Source organism: Priestia sp. YIM B13552 (assembly GCF_042787775.1).
Lineage (GTDB): Bacteria > Bacillota > Bacilli > Bacillales > Bacillaceae_H > Priestia > Priestia megaterium_E.
Genome location: NZ_JBHZOU010000001.1, coordinates 800,696 through 813,790, shown reverse-complemented (window position 1 = coordinate 813,790; position 13,095 = coordinate 800,696). Strand labels below are relative to the sequence as shown.

At 39.8% G+C, this 13,095-nt stretch carries 14 protein-coding genes; all 14 read left to right on the top strand.

Translation table 11 applies throughout. From position 1 onward, the window contains the following. Positions 1–11 precede the first annotated feature (11 nt). The 14 genes from ACFX40_RS04005 to ACFX40_RS03940 all read left to right on the top strand — a co-directional run bounded on the left by ACFX40_RS04005 (position 12) and on the right by ACFX40_RS03940 (position 13,083). On the top strand, positions 12–317 hold the full coding sequence (locus ACFX40_RS04005; RefSeq protein WP_013055720.1) for a PTS sugar transporter subunit IIB: 306 nt from the start codon (positions 12–14) through the stop codon (positions 315–317). Between the two features lie 83 nt (positions 318–400). Continuing rightward, positions 401–1,702 (top strand): PTS sugar transporter subunit IIC, encoded by a 1,302-nt coding sequence (locus ACFX40_RS04000; RefSeq protein ID WP_013082024.1) that lies wholly within the window; start codon positions 401–403, stop codon positions 1,700–1,702. 54 nt (positions 1,703–1,756) lie between these two features. Beyond that, positions 1,757–2,023 carry a hypothetical protein gene (locus ACFX40_RS03995; protein WP_060746581.1) on the top strand — a complete coding sequence of 89 codons (267 nt, stop codon included), beginning with the start codon at positions 1,757–1,759 and terminating at the stop codon, positions 2,021–2,023. Positions 2,024–2,039: 16 nt separating this feature from the next. After that, positions 2,040–3,356 carry a 6-phospho-beta-glucosidase gene (locus ACFX40_RS03990; protein WP_136790235.1) on the top strand — a complete coding sequence of 439 codons (1,317 nt, stop codon included), beginning with the start codon at positions 2,040–2,042 and terminating at the stop codon, positions 3,354–3,356. Position 3,357: 1 nt separating this feature from the next. Next, positions 3,358–4,503 (top strand): anhydro-N-acetylmuramic acid kinase AnmK, encoded by a 1,146-nt coding sequence (gene anmK / locus ACFX40_RS03985; RefSeq protein ID WP_060746579.1) that lies wholly within the window; start codon positions 3,358–3,360, stop codon positions 4,501–4,503. A 17-nt stretch (positions 4,504–4,520) separates the two neighbouring features. Continuing rightward, a complete protein-coding gene (locus ACFX40_RS03980; protein WP_136790237.1) occupies positions 4,521–4,856 on the top strand; it encodes a PTS lactose/cellobiose transporter subunit IIA in 336 nt (111 codons plus the stop codon). Further along, a complete protein-coding gene (locus ACFX40_RS03975; protein WP_098525461.1) occupies positions 4,853–5,941 on the top strand; it encodes a DUF871 domain-containing protein in 1,089 nt (362 codons plus the stop codon). Before ACFX40_RS03980 ends, ACFX40_RS03975 begins: the two co-directional genes overlap by 4 nt. After that, on the top strand, positions 5,898–6,839 hold the full coding sequence (locus ACFX40_RS03970; protein WP_336128321.1) for a BadF/BadG/BcrA/BcrD ATPase family protein: 942 nt from the start codon (positions 5,898–5,900) through the stop codon (positions 6,837–6,839). The genes ACFX40_RS03975 and ACFX40_RS03970 overlap by 44 nt, the downstream gene beginning before the upstream one ends. 35 nt (positions 6,840–6,874) lie before the next feature. Next, the gene (murQ, locus tag ACFX40_RS03965; protein WP_208756073.1) at positions 6,875–7,789 is read left to right on the top strand and encodes an N-acetylmuramic acid 6-phosphate etherase; all 915 of its coding nucleotides are present in this window, start codon (positions 6,875–6,877) and stop codon (positions 7,787–7,789) included. Positions 7,790–7,957: 168 nt separating this feature from the next. After that, positions 7,958–9,976, top strand: a complete 2,019-nt coding sequence (locus ACFX40_RS03960) for a BglG family transcription antiterminator (protein WP_136790240.1) — start codon at positions 7,958–7,960, stop codon at positions 9,974–9,976. 15 nt (positions 9,977–9,991) lie between these two features. Beyond that, on the top strand, positions 9,992–10,267 hold the full coding sequence (locus ACFX40_RS03955) for a PTS sugar transporter subunit IIB (RefSeq protein ID WP_013055730.1): 276 nt from the start codon (positions 9,992–9,994) through the stop codon (positions 10,265–10,267). Between the two features lie 3 nt (positions 10,268–10,270). Continuing rightward, a complete protein-coding gene (locus ACFX40_RS03950; protein ID WP_013055731.1) occupies positions 10,271–11,533 on the top strand; it encodes a PTS ascorbate transporter subunit IIC in 1,263 nt (420 codons plus the stop codon). Positions 11,534–11,601: 68 nt separating this feature from the next. Beyond that, positions 11,602–12,360, top strand: a complete 759-nt coding sequence (locus tag ACFX40_RS03945; protein WP_098525459.1) for a carbon-nitrogen hydrolase family protein — start codon at positions 11,602–11,604, stop codon at positions 12,358–12,360. 132 nt (positions 12,361–12,492) lie between these two features. Beyond that, entirely contained in the window at positions 12,493–13,083 is a 591-nt protein-coding gene (locus tag ACFX40_RS03940) for a hypothetical protein (RefSeq protein ID WP_043980032.1), read from the top strand. Positions 13,084–13,095 lie beyond the last annotated feature (12 nt).

Sequence of the window (13,095 nt, the reverse complement as noted above, 5' to 3'; positions counted from 1 at the left end):
GAAACGAGAAAATGAAGGTATTGTTTGTATGTTCTGGAGGAATGTCAAGTGCGATTGTGGTAAAAGCATTAAAAACGGAAGCGCAAAAGCACGGAACGGATATGGAAGTGCTGGCAATTGGAACAAATGAAGTGGCAGAGGAAATTCAAAAGGGCTGGGACGTTGTAATGGTTGCACCGCAGATTCGTCATCGGTTTAACGCAGTGAAAGCGGAAGCGGATAAAGCTTCTGTTCCGTGCGGGCCCATTCCGCCGCAGGCTTATACGCCGCTTGGAGGTCCAACGCTTTTTAAAACGGTTCAACAGCTCGTTAGCTAAGAAAAGCAGGTGTATTCCTGCTTTTTAAATAGATAAGGGGTTTCGTTTACACAAGGGGAGAAATATAGAGGGGGAAAGGGTATATGAGCAAATTTGTGTCGTTTTTAGAGAACAATTTATCGGGACCTATGGCCAGGTTATCAGAACAGCGGCATCTTCAAGCCATTCGCGATGGTGTTATTTCCGCTTTGCCGTTTATCATTATCGGAAGTTTTTTCTTGATTCTAGCGTTTCCGCCTGTGCCGCAAGATAGCACAATTGCGAAATGGGCAGCTGATAACAGCGCCAACATTTTAATACCATATCGAGTAACGATGTTTATTATGTCTTTATATATAGCCTTTGGGATAGGATACAACTTGTCTAAAAGCTATAATCTCGATCCGCTGTCAGGAGCGCAAATTGCAGTAGCTGCACTGTTACTTACGGTGACTCCAAAGCTGATTGAAGAAGAAGGGTTTATGCTTCCAATGACAAACCTTGGAGGTCACGGTTTATTTGTAACGATGATTGTATCGATTTTATCAGTCGAGATTCTCAGGTTTTGTAAAGCAAAAAATGTCACCATAAAAATGCCGGAACAAGTGCCGCCTTCGGTATCAAGGTCTTTTGAAGCACTAATTCCGGTTGCGATTGTGGTTGTACTTATGACGATTATTACCATTGTTTTAGGTATCGATCTTCACCATTTAGTTGATAAACTAGTTGCTCCGCTTGTGGAAGCTGGAGATAGTTTAGCAGGAGTGTTAATCCCGGTTTTCTTAATTACGTTTTTCTGGTCATTTGGAATTCACGGCGTCTCTGTTGTTGGGACAGTGGCACGGCCTGTATGGGAAGTATATTTAGCCAAAAATGCTGAAGCGGTAGCAGACGGAGCTTCCACACTTCCGTATATTGCACCTGAAACGTTCTTTCAGTGGTTTGTTTGGATCGGAGGATCTGGAGCGACGCTGGGTCTTGCCTTAGCGATGCTGTTTTTCTCAAAATCTAAATATTCGAAAGCGCTTTCTAGGACATCTTTTATTCCAGCGGTTTTTAATATTAACGAACCAATTATTTTCGGTTTGCCAATTGTCTTAAATCCTATTTTAATTATTCCATTTATCATTATCCCGATTATTACAACGATCATTTCATACGCAGCAACGGCGACAGGTCTTATTACGCCAACCTACGTAATGGTTCCATGGACGCTCCCGGCGCCGATCGGAGCTTATCTATCAACCGGAGGAGACTGGCGGGCGGTTGTGCTAGTCGTTATTAATATTGCTATTTCTGTCGTCATTTATCTTCCGTTCTTTAAAATGTACGACCGAAAGATGGTCGAAATGGAAAAAAGCGATGAAGCAACGGTTGCACCATCTGATAGTTCAGTTCAAATGTAAAGAAAGAGAAGCCAACTTGTTTGGCTTCTATCTCTTTAGTAGGAGTGAGGGTCAATGTTTGTTCGGTTTCGATATAAAACTGTGTTTTTATTTCTGCTAACCATGGTTCTTTGCAACGTTATTTTTACACCTCTGCTGCAGTATGCCGGTTTATCAGCGCAGCATAGTTTATTTGCCATTACAAGCCTATCAGCAGCGCTGCTTACAACATTTATTTCCATTCGGCTTTCAACCGCAGTTTTATCTAAAACCGCCGTTTGTATACGCTTTGTTTTGCTTGGAATAGGGTGCACAGCCGTTACATATTTAGCCGTTTTTTAACAAGGAGGGGCAAAAAATGAAAGTAGTGACAATAGGGGGAGGATCAAGCTACACACCGGAATTGGTCGAAGGGTTTATTAAACGATATGATGAGCTTCCAATTCGAGAGCTATGGCTTGTAGATGTTGAAGAAGGAAAAGAGAAACTTGAAATTGTAGGAGCACTTGCGAGAAGAATGGTCAAAAAAGCAGGTGTTGATATGAAAATTCATTTAACGCTTGATCGACAAAAAGCGTTGATAAATGCTGATTTTGTAACGACACAGCTTAGAGTAGGTCAGCTTGATGCGCGTATTCAAGATGAACGCATCCCTCTTAAATACGGAATGATTGGTCAAGAGACAAACGGGGCGGGAGGATTATTTAAGGGCTTGCGAACAATCCCGGTTTTGTTGAAAATTGCCGAGGAAATAAACGAAATTTGTCCAAACGCCTGGCTGATTAATTTTACAAATCCTGCTGGTATGGTAACGGAAGCGCTGCTTCGCTACGGAAAGCATTCTAAAGTAGTAGGAGTTTGTAACCTGCCTGTACATATGACAAATTCAATCGCGAGCCTGCTTCAAATAGAAAAAAAAGATGTTCACATTGAATTTGCAGGGTTAAATCACTTGGTATATGGACTGCATGTGTATGCAAAAGGAAAGGAAGTAACAAAAGAAGTCATTCAGCGATTAAGTGATCCAAAGTCTCAAGTAACAATGAGAAACATAGCTCCTATTCCGTGGCAACCGGACTTTTTGGAAGCTCTTAGCGTGATTTTATGTCCTTATCACCGCTACTACTACAAAACAAAAGAAATATTAGCAGAAGAGCTTCTGGCCTTTCAATCAGGTACTACGCGTGCTGAAGTGGTCAAAGTATTAGAAGCCGAGCTTTTTGAACTCTATAAAAATCCAAATCTAGAAATGAAGCCTCCGCAGCTGGAAAAACGAGGAGGCGCTTATTACAGCGATGCCGCATGCAATTTAATTTCATCCATTTATAACGATAAAGGCGATATTCAAACATTAAATGTAGAAAACAAGGGAGCTATTTCCTCACTCCCAAACGAATCTGCGGTTGAAGTAAACTGTGTAGTAACAAAGCAAGGGCCAGTACCGCTCGCTGTCGGTGAACTTCCGGTAGAAGTGAATGGACTTGTGCAGCAAATTAAATCGTTTGAACGAGTAGGGGCAGAAGCTGCGGTTACAGGATCTTATGAAAAAGCACTTGTTGCCATGACCATTAATCCGCTTGTTCCAAGTGACGAGCTGGCTAAGTCGGTCTTAGATGAATTGCTTCAAGCTCATCGCAAGTATTTACCTGCTTTTTTTAAGGAAGTGAACGCGTAGTATGTATGCTGTTGGACTTATGTCAGGAACGTCACTCGACGGAGTTGATGCAGCTCTCGTTCAAATTGAAGGAAGCGGCTATGAAAGTAAAGTTAAGCTTCTTCATTTCATTACCGTGCCGTTTTCACCTCAGTTAAAAAAGGAAATTGAGCAGGCGCTTTCTTTTGAATATTCAAATGTACAGCTGATCTGCAGCTTAAATTTTAAACTTGGCTATGCATTTGCAGATGCAGTGAAAAAAGTGTGCCAAGAAGCCGGCTTTTCTCTTGAACAAATAGATGTTATTGGATCGCATGGGCAAACCATTTACCATCAGCCTTATGCTTCGGGAAGTACAGCGATGTCTACACTCCAAATTGGAGAGCCGGCTGTTATTGCCTATGAAACCAAAACGAAGGTAGTAGCAAACTTCAGAGTGATGGACATGGCAGCGGGCGGGCAAGGTGCTCCGTTAGTTCCTCACACGGAACGGATTTTGTACAGCCACGATGACCGTACAAGGCTGCTTCAAAACATTGGAGGTATTGGAAATGTAACGTTGATTCCGCCAAAAAAATCTCCTATACCCGTAGTAGCTTTTGATACGGGGCCGGGAAACATGATGATCGATGAAGCGTGTCAGCAGCTTTTTCATGTTTCATTTGATGAAAATGGGCGTTTAGCAGCTGAAGGAAAGATTATTTCAGAGCTTTTAGAAGACTGTATGAATCATGATTACATGAAGCTTTCTCCTCCTAAATCGACGGGAAGAGAGCTGTTCGGTACACAGTACACAAGGAGACTGCTAGAGAAATATAGCAAACATAAAAAAGAAGATCTGCTAGCCACGATTACTATGTTCACAGCATCATCCATTGTACATCACTATGAAACATTTATTTTTCCTGCCTATTCTATTGACGAAGTGATTATTGGAGGAGGCGGAAGTTATAATAATACGCTGATGAATATGATTAAAACGCAGCTCGGGAAGCGCTGCAGCGTGTATACACAAGAAGAAATTGGAATGTCTTCAGAAGCAAAAGAAGCCGTAGCTTTTGCGGTGCTCGCAAATGAAACACTTTCAGGTTATCCAAGCAATGTACCAAGTGCAACCGGCGCCTTGTCTCCTGTAATATTAGGAAACATTACGCCTGCACCACTATAAAAAAGGGGATGGAAGAAATGACAGAAGCAGCAAATATGGAAAATGAAATTTTTGAACTTATTGCATATGGAGGAAATGCCAGATCACTTGCATATGAAGCGTTAGAAGCAGCTGAAGACTATGATTTTAATAAAGCTGACGAACTTTTAAAAAAGTCTCAAGAAGAGCTCAGTCATGCTCATAAAACGCAAACTGCGCTTATTCAACGTGAATTGAACGGAAAAACAATTGAAAAGTCCCTGCTTTTAATTCACGCACAAGATCATTTAATGACGGCTATTTCAGAGCAAAAATTAATTGAGCATATGATTAAGCTTATTAAAAAATTTAAAAAAGAAGGCGAGAATCAATGAAAAAGCTAGGTATTGCGATTTATCCTGAACATTCGACTGCCGAAAAAGATAAAGCGTATATAGCACTTGCGCATCAATACGGATTTACCCGCATTTTTACATGCTTGCTTTCTGTTGAAGGCGATCAGAAAAAAGTAATGGCAAATTTTAAAGAAACCATTGAGTTTGCCAATGAGCTAGAGATGGAAGTAGTAGTGGACATCGCTCCTCGCGTATTTGGAGCGCTTGGCATTTCTTATGATGACTTATCTTTTTTTCACGAATTAGGGGCTTATGCTATTCGTCTTGATTTAGGGTATACGGGAAATGAAGAGTCCATTATGACTTTTAATCCATACGGCTTAAAAATTGAAATTAATATGAGCAATGCGACGAAGTATGTGGATAATATTTTAAGTTACCGACCGAATCGAAAGCAGCTGCTCGGGTCGCACAACTTCTATCCTCATCGATATGCGGGATTGTCGTATGATCACTTTTTGAAGTGTTCAGCATTGTTTAAAGAACATAACCTTGAAACAGCAGCCTTTATTAATTCACCAAGCGCTACTTTTGGACCGTGGCCTGTTACTGAAGGACTTTGTACGCTTGAAATGCATCGCACCCTTCCGATCGACGTGCAGGCTAAGCATCTTTTTAAAACGGGATTAATTGATTGTGCCATTATTGCGAATGCGTATGCATCAGAAGAAGAGATGAAGGCGCTGCGTGATGTTGTTCAGCAAGAGCGCTTTACTTTTAACGTGACCCTGTATGATACGATTACCGAGCTTGAGAAAAAAATTGTGCTGGAAGAGTTTCATTTTTACCGCGGAGACGTATCTGATTATTTAATTCGCTCTACACAAAGCCGAGTAAAATATAAAAAAGAAGAGTTTAAGCCTACGCATACTCCTTCCATTCGAAGAGGCGATATTTTAATAGAAAATGAGCTCTATGGACAGTACAAAGGAGAGCTGCAAATTGCGCTGTTAGACATGGAGAACTCAGGTAAAACAAACGTAGTAGGACGCATTGCAGAAGAGGAAATTTTTTTACTAAATGAACTGCAGCCATGGGACAAATTTGCTTTTTGTGAGCGGTGATAAAATGGACTATATTATTGGTATCGACGGCGGGGGAACAAAAACAGAAGGCGTTGCATATAGCTTAGACGGTCAAGAGCTCGCTGCTTCAAAAAGCGGCTATGGAAATTTGCTCATTAATTACAACACGGCTATTACTCATATTGATGAATGTATTACGGCGTGCAAAACTGCGCTTGCCGGTCATACATGTAAAGGCATTTCACTAGGGCTTGCTGGAAGTAAAGCATTATCTAAAGAAGAAATAAAAAGATATTTTTATGATCGTTATCAGGTAGAAGTAGGTTTATATGATGACGCCATGATTGCACATGAAGCACTACTGCATGGAAAAGACGGGATTTTAACCATTGCAGGAACTGGAGCCGTCAGTATTGGAAAAAAAGACGGAGTGTACGAATACGGAGGAGGGTGGGGACACCTTCTTGGAGATGAAGGGAGCGGATATTGGATTAGTCTTCAAGCACTGATATTGCTGACGAAAGAGCATGATCAAAGCCTTCCTTACAGCAGCCTTAGTCAGACAATCTTGCAACATGTAAAAGCAGATACCATACACGATATAAAAAAGTTTGTCTATTCATCTCCTAAATCAGAGGTTGCTTCACTCACTCCGCTTGTTGTAAATCAAGCGAGAAATCATAAACAAGAAGCAAGTGACATTCTTCAACAGGCTGGAAAGAACCTTGCAAACATGACTCTTCATTTATATAAGAAACAGCGGTTTGAAGGGAGCTGCTTGCTGTCATGCAAAGGCAGCATTTTAACGGAAGTTCCAGAAGTGTTTGATGTTTATAAAAAAGCATGTGAAAAAGAAATAAAGCATATCCAGTGGGCAACACAGCGAGTATCATCTGCTAAAGGAGCTTATCAGCTGTTCATGAACGAGTATAAATAGAGAAAAAATGATGGTGGAAAAGGCAGGGGATCACAGTGAACTTAAATCATATCTTAACAGAAAAACGCAATCCGCAAACCTTAAACATTGATGAATTATCAAGTCTGGAAATTGTAAAAAAAATTAATGAAGAAGATCATCAAGTGCCTCAGGCAATCAATAAGGTGCTGCCCGTTATTGCTTTGTTAGTAGATGAAATTGTCAGTGCTTTTAAACAAGACGGACGTCTTATTTATATCGGAGCAGGTACAAGCGGGCGGCTAGGTGTGTTGGATGCATCTGAATGTGTACCAACATTCGGTACACCTGCCGAACAAGTAATTGGGATCATAGCCGGGGGAGACAAAGCGCTCCGGCATGCGTTAGAAGGAGCAGAAGATAATAAGAAACAAGCGATAGAAGATTTGAAAGCGATTAATTTATCAAATAAAGATATTCTTGTAGGTATAGCTGCAAGCGGAAGAACTCCGTATACACTCTCAGCGCTTGCGTATGCAAACAGCCTGGGGACAGTAACGGGCTGCGTTGTCAATTCTCCTCAATCACCTATGGAACAAGAAGCAAAATATGCAATAGTAGCAGAATCAGGGCCGGAAGTTGTAACAGGTTCAACAAGAATGAAAGCCGGAACTGCCCAAAAGCTTGTTCTTAATATGCTGACGACCGCTTCTATGATTCAAATTGGTAAAGTCTATAGCAATCTAATGGTAGACGTACAGCCGACTAACGATAAACTCGTACAGCGTGCTAAGAATATTATTGCGGAACTAACAGGCGTCTCATCAGAAGAGGCAGCGGAAAGTTTACAAACCTACAAAACGCCAAAAGCCGCCATTCTTGCGCTTCTTACTTCTACAGAAGGTGATGAGGTGCATCGGCTGCTTGATAAACATGATGGACATTTAAAAAAAGCCATTGGAGAAGCAATGAAACAGCAGACTAAAGATTAACCCTTAAAAGAAGTGCATACAGCACTTCTTTTTTTATTGAGTACATTTTTTGCACAATGTATGTGGGTGAATTCGGTCTAATCATTTTGTAAGACCCGTAGTATAGTAGAAACATAAAGGATAGTAAGTATTTCAATTTGTGCACGAATTGGACTGAAGGTGATTCATTTGTTAGACAAACGCAGTACGGCCGTATTGCAAGTTTTGCTTCAAGCCGCAACGTTTATATCAGTACAAGAGTTAATGAAGCAGTTTCAAGTGTCAAGGCGTACCATCTATTATGATATTGAGAAAATTAACGATTGGCTGTGTCAGCAAGAATTAGAGTTTGTTCAGTACACATATGGGAAAGGCTTTTTTCTAAACGATCAAGCAAAGGACCAAGTTGCTAAACAAATTTCTCATGTTATGCCATCTGCTTACTTATCAGTTGAGGACCGGCAAATATACGTTGCTTTGATGTGTATACTTCGAGGCGGGAAAATCGGAACTCAGCAGCTCATGGATGAAACAGAAGTTAGTCGCAACACTGTCTTACAAGATATTAAAGACTTAAAAAACAAGTGGATAAAGAAAGGCATATCTTTAACATATAGCTATAAAGATGGGTACGAAGTAAAAGGATCTGAAAGCGACATTCGAAATTTGCTTTATATACACATCACAGAATTATTAAGTCAACATCAAGAAGAATTGCTGAAAAGGGTCATGAAAGCAGATTACGAATATTCAATGATTTATAACTGGCTTGTAGAGTGTGAAGATAAACTGGGAATGGCGTTTACAGACAAGATGCTGACGCAATTAGCCTATATGCTCACGTGCTGTATTCAGCGTATTGGAGGCAAGCGCTATGTAGACGCCTCGATTACTAGAAAAGAAGAATTAGAAAAAACCAGGCAGTACAAAGCGCTCCAAGAAATTGAAAGCGTTTTAGAGTTTGATTTTCCACCTCACGAAAAACATTATCTGGCCACGGTTTTACTAAGTGCAAAAGTAAATGTAGTAAATCAAGCAGATAGTGATGATTGGATGAGAAGCATTGTAAAAGAAATGGTATCACGGTTTCAAGCATATGCTTGTGTGGTATTTGAAGATCGAAATCGTCTTGAACAAAATTTATATATTCATTTGAAGACGGCTTATTACAGGCTTCTCTATAATATTCACCTCCCTAACCCTATGCTTTCGGCTATTCAAACAAAGTATCAGGATATAGTGGAACTGACAAAAAAAGCGTTGCTTCCTTTGGAAAACAGCCTTCAAATACGTATTAATGAAGACGAAATTTCTTATTTTGCTCTTCATTTCGGAGGGTGGATGAAAAAACAAGAGGGAAGTCAAAAACAAAAGCGTATTGTTATTGTTTGTGCCAATGGAATTGGAACGTCCCGTATGCTTCAGTATCAGCTTGAACAACTGTTAACAGATGCTGAATTGATAGGGCCAATGACGGTAAGAGATTATGAGCAGTTTAAAGAAACCTATGATTTAGTTATTACAACTACGCCATTAAAAAAGCGAATGAATGTGATGCTTGTGAATCCTATTTTAACGGATGATGAAAAGCAGCGGTTAATCGACTTAGTTGAACCAGCTTCTTCTCAGCTAACCACGCAAGCCATCATGGGTATTATTAAGCAGCATGCAAATATTCAGGATGAACCAGCTCTGTTAGCTAATTTAAAACTAGTGATACAGCAATCTAAAAAAATGGTAAGAGAGGATAAAAAGCCAATGTTGCATGAAGTATTGCAAGAGCCATTCTTGCAGCTTACAGATTCAGCAGATGATTGGAAATCAGCTGTTAGGCTGGCTGCCAAGCCTTTGTTGAACTATGAATATATTGAACCTTCTTATGTAGAAGCAATGATCAAAAGTGTAGAACAGTTAGGCCCTTATATTGTTATTGCGCCAAAAGTGGCGCTCCCTCACGCAAGGCCGGAACAAGGTGTAAATCGTGTGGGTATGAGCATGCTTCGTTTAAAGGAGCCGGTCTATTTTTCTACTGAAAAACAGCACGGAGCGCAGCTTATTATTGTACTTGCTGCTACTGATAATGAAACCCACTTAAAAGCACTGTCACAGCTTTCAATGATGCTATCTGAAAACGATAATATTGACAAGCTTATTGCTATGAATACAAAACAAGAAATGCTTGCATTAATTGAAGCGTACTCAAATTAAAAGGAGAGATAAAAAATGAAAAAGATTTTAGTTGTATGCGGAAACGGTTTAGGAAGCAGTTTTATTGTGGAAATGAATGTAAAGAAAATTTTAGTAGAGCTTGGTGTTGAAGCACAGGTATCTCATACGGATTTAACAACTAGTAAAACGGAGCAGGCAGATATCTATTTAGGATCTGCAGATATTGTAAATCAATTGGATGATGGCACTCGCACGGTCGTGGCACTGCAAAACATTTTAAATCAAGCGGAAATTAAAGGAGCACTGCAAAAATACTTCGTGGAGGCGTAAGCCATGTTTGATTTAATTATGAAAGATATATTAGGAACACCCGCTATTCTAGTAGGGTTGTTTGCACTGATCGGTTTGTTGCTTCAAAAGAAAAAAAGTGCAGATATTGTATCGGGCACCTTAAAAACAATTATGGGTTTTCTTATATTAGGAGCGGGAGCTAACATATTAATTGCTTCACTTGAAGCGTTCGGAAAAATGTTTAATAAAGCGTTTTCCGTTGAAGGCATCATCCCTAATAATGAAGCAATTGTAGCTGTAGCTCAACAAACTTTTGGTACAGAAACAGCGATGATTATGCTTTTAGGTATGATTGTAAATATCATTATCGCGCGCATCACGAAATTTAAGTATATCTTTTTAACTGGGCATCACACCATGTTTATGGCTTGTTTGATTGCAGCAATTTTGTCTACAGGCGGGTTAACGGGAGCACCTTTGGTTTTGATCGGTGCACTATTATTAGGTATTTTAATGGTTTTATTTCCTGCACTGCTTCAGCCGTATGTACGTGAAATTACAGGGTCAAACGATATTGCCGTTGGTCATTTTGGTTCCTTAGGCTATTTAGTAGCAGGGTTTATCGGCAAGCGAGTAGGAAATCGTGAAAAAACAACAGAAGAAATTAAAGTTCCTCAATCCTTAGGATTTCTTCGGGATACATCCGTTTCTGTCTCACTGACCATGACCGTTTTATTTATTGTTGTTGCTCTTTTTGCAGGTCCTGCATTTATCGAAACAAAATTAAGCGGGGGTCAAAACTTTATTGTGTACTCGCTAATTCAAGCAATCACCTTTGCAGCAGGAGTATATGTCGTGCTGGCGGGTGTTCGTATGCTTTTAGCAGAAATTGTACCAGCATTTAAAGGAATTGCTGACAAAGCGGTACCAAATGCCATTCCAGCTCTAGATTGTCCAACGGTGTTTCCGTTTGCTCCTAACGCAGTGGTCATTGGATTCTTTTCAAGCTTTATCGCAGGTCTCATTTCAATGTTCTTTTTGCCTCTATTTGGTCTAAGTATTATCGTGCCAGGCCTCGTTCCGCACTTTTTTACGGGAGCAGCTGCCGGAGTATTTGGAAATGCGACGGGGGGAAGAAGAGGAGCAGTGGTCGGGTCATTTGCCAATGGAATCTTAATTAGTTTTTTACCGGCTATTTTACTGCCTGTTCTCGCGTCGTTAGGTTTTAAAGGCACAACATTTGGAGATTCGGACTTTAGTGCGGTAGGTATTCTTCTTAGCATGCTAATTAAATTATTTACGTAAAGATAAAAAACTCATGTTACGCTAGTAGCATGAGTTTTTTTATGATATTGGAAGTGGAGGAGCAATGAATGAAAATTGGGTTAGCGCAAGTGAGATTTCCAAAATCAGCCTCAGAGGGTGTAGAAACGGTAGAAAATTATATGAAACAAGCAGCAGAAGAAGGGTGTAACCTTGCATGTTTTCCAGAATCAATTGTGCCGGGACTTAGAGGAGTGGGTTTTGAAGTTGAGACATACAATCACGAAATTCAACAAAATACGCTTTATAGAGTTAAGTTGCTTGCCAAACAGTTAAAGCTCAACGTAATTTTACCACTGGAGTGGCGCGACGAACTTGGTATGCATTTAACTGCTTTTGTAATTGATGAAAATGGAAAAGAATTAGGGTATCAAACTAAAAATCAAATTGATCCAGCAGAAGATCAATTTGGTTATAAGCCTGGAAATGGCCGCCAGTTGTTTGAAATAAACGGCGTGAAATTCGGTATTGTCATTTGCCATGAGGGATGGCGCTATCCTGAAACTGTCCGATGGGCTGCTATAAGAGGAGCAAGCATTGTGTTTCATCCACAGTTTACTGGTGAAGTACCAGATCCGAAGTTTTATGATTATGCAATGATTGCAAGAAGTACGGAGAATGGTATTTACTTTGCAAGCGTGAATTATGCCTTAGAGAACCAAAAAAGCACGACTTCTCTTCTTTCTCCAAAGGGTGAATGTTTGATAAAAGCGAAAGCTGAAAAGCAAGAACTACTAACGTATACGCTAGAGCCCGGTGAGGCTAACCGGCTGTTAGCTCAGCGTCTGTTATCAAATTTACTATTGTAAAAAAGTTTATTTTCTCTAGTTAAATTAGCATGTGCGCTCATATAACCCTTTGGTTATTTCTCCTTATGACGACATAAACGTCAATATGGTATTATCAAAAGTTAAAGGGGTATTAAAAGGTGTGTGGAAACAATGGATCGAAAAAAAGTCGCATCAGTAGCCGGAGCATTGGTTATTGCCGTAGGAATTTGGCTATTTCAAAGCGGGAAATTTAAAAGTGAAGCGCAGGCAGATAAGTTTACGAGTACATTTTTGGTCGATCATGAACAAACAGACAATGGATTTGAATTATTTACTTCGGATACCAATCAATATAGGATGTGGTTTCCGCTTCAGTATGTTATTCATAAATCTTCTTATAAAAGCAGTGAAGATGAAAGTGAAGTATGGACAGCATCAACGAAGGAAAATGATTCATACAATGCTGGGAAAATAACGGCTTTATTTTCTAAGAAAAAAAGCAAAGCAGCTCAAAATAAAATAGATGCGTTTCAGCCTGATTACATGTTAAAAGGTAAAAATGCAACGATTTATGTGAAAAAACAAACAAGAGATGGAAAGCATAGCATTTATCATGCTTATGTGAATGATGATTATTCAGACAAGTATATTTACTATACGTTTGAACTAAAAAGCAGCGAACAGACAAACAGTACAAAACAGCAGTATTGGGTAGAAAAAATTCTTCTAAATACACAGTTTCAAAAAAACTCAGCTGAGTAGTCAGCTGAGTTT

Bases quoted from the DNA above. Each gene is read 5' to 3' on its own strand.
- ACFX40_RS04005 (WP_013055720.1), top strand. From the start codon at position 12: ATGAAGGTATTGTTTGTATGTTCTGGAGGAATGTCAAGTGCGATTGTG.
- ACFX40_RS04000 (WP_013082024.1), top strand. From the start codon at position 401: ATGAGCAAATTTGTGTCGTTTTTAGAGAACAATTTATCGGGACCTATG.
- ACFX40_RS03995 (WP_060746581.1), top strand. From the start codon at position 1,757: ATGTTTGTTCGGTTTCGATATAAAACTGTGTTTTTATTTCTGCTAACC.
- ACFX40_RS03990 (WP_136790235.1), top strand. From the start codon at position 2,040: ATGAAAGTAGTGACAATAGGGGGAGGATCAAGCTACACACCGGAATTG.
- anmK (WP_060746579.1), top strand. From the start codon at position 3,358: ATGTATGCTGTTGGACTTATGTCAGGAACGTCACTCGACGGAGTTGAT.
- ACFX40_RS03980 (WP_136790237.1), top strand. From the start codon at position 4,521: ATGACAGAAGCAGCAAATATGGAAAATGAAATTTTTGAACTTATTGCA.
- ACFX40_RS03975 (WP_098525461.1), top strand. From the start codon at position 4,853: ATGAAAAAGCTAGGTATTGCGATTTATCCTGAACATTCGACTGCCGAA.
- ACFX40_RS03970 (WP_336128321.1), top strand. From the start codon at position 5,898: ATGAACTGCAGCCATGGGACAAATTTGCTTTTTGTGAGCGGTGATAAA.
- ACFX40_RS03955 (WP_013055730.1), top strand. From the start codon at position 9,992: ATGAAAAAGATTTTAGTTGTATGCGGAAACGGTTTAGGAAGCAGTTTT.
- ACFX40_RS03950 (WP_013055731.1), top strand. From the start codon at position 10,271: ATGTTTGATTTAATTATGAAAGATATATTAGGAACACCCGCTATTCTA.
- ACFX40_RS03945 (WP_098525459.1), top strand. From the start codon at position 11,602: ATGAAAATTGGGTTAGCGCAAGTGAGATTTCCAAAATCAGCCTCAGAG.
- ACFX40_RS03940 (WP_043980032.1), top strand. From the start codon at position 12,493: ATGGATCGAAAAAAAGTCGCATCAGTAGCCGGAGCATTGGTTATTGCC.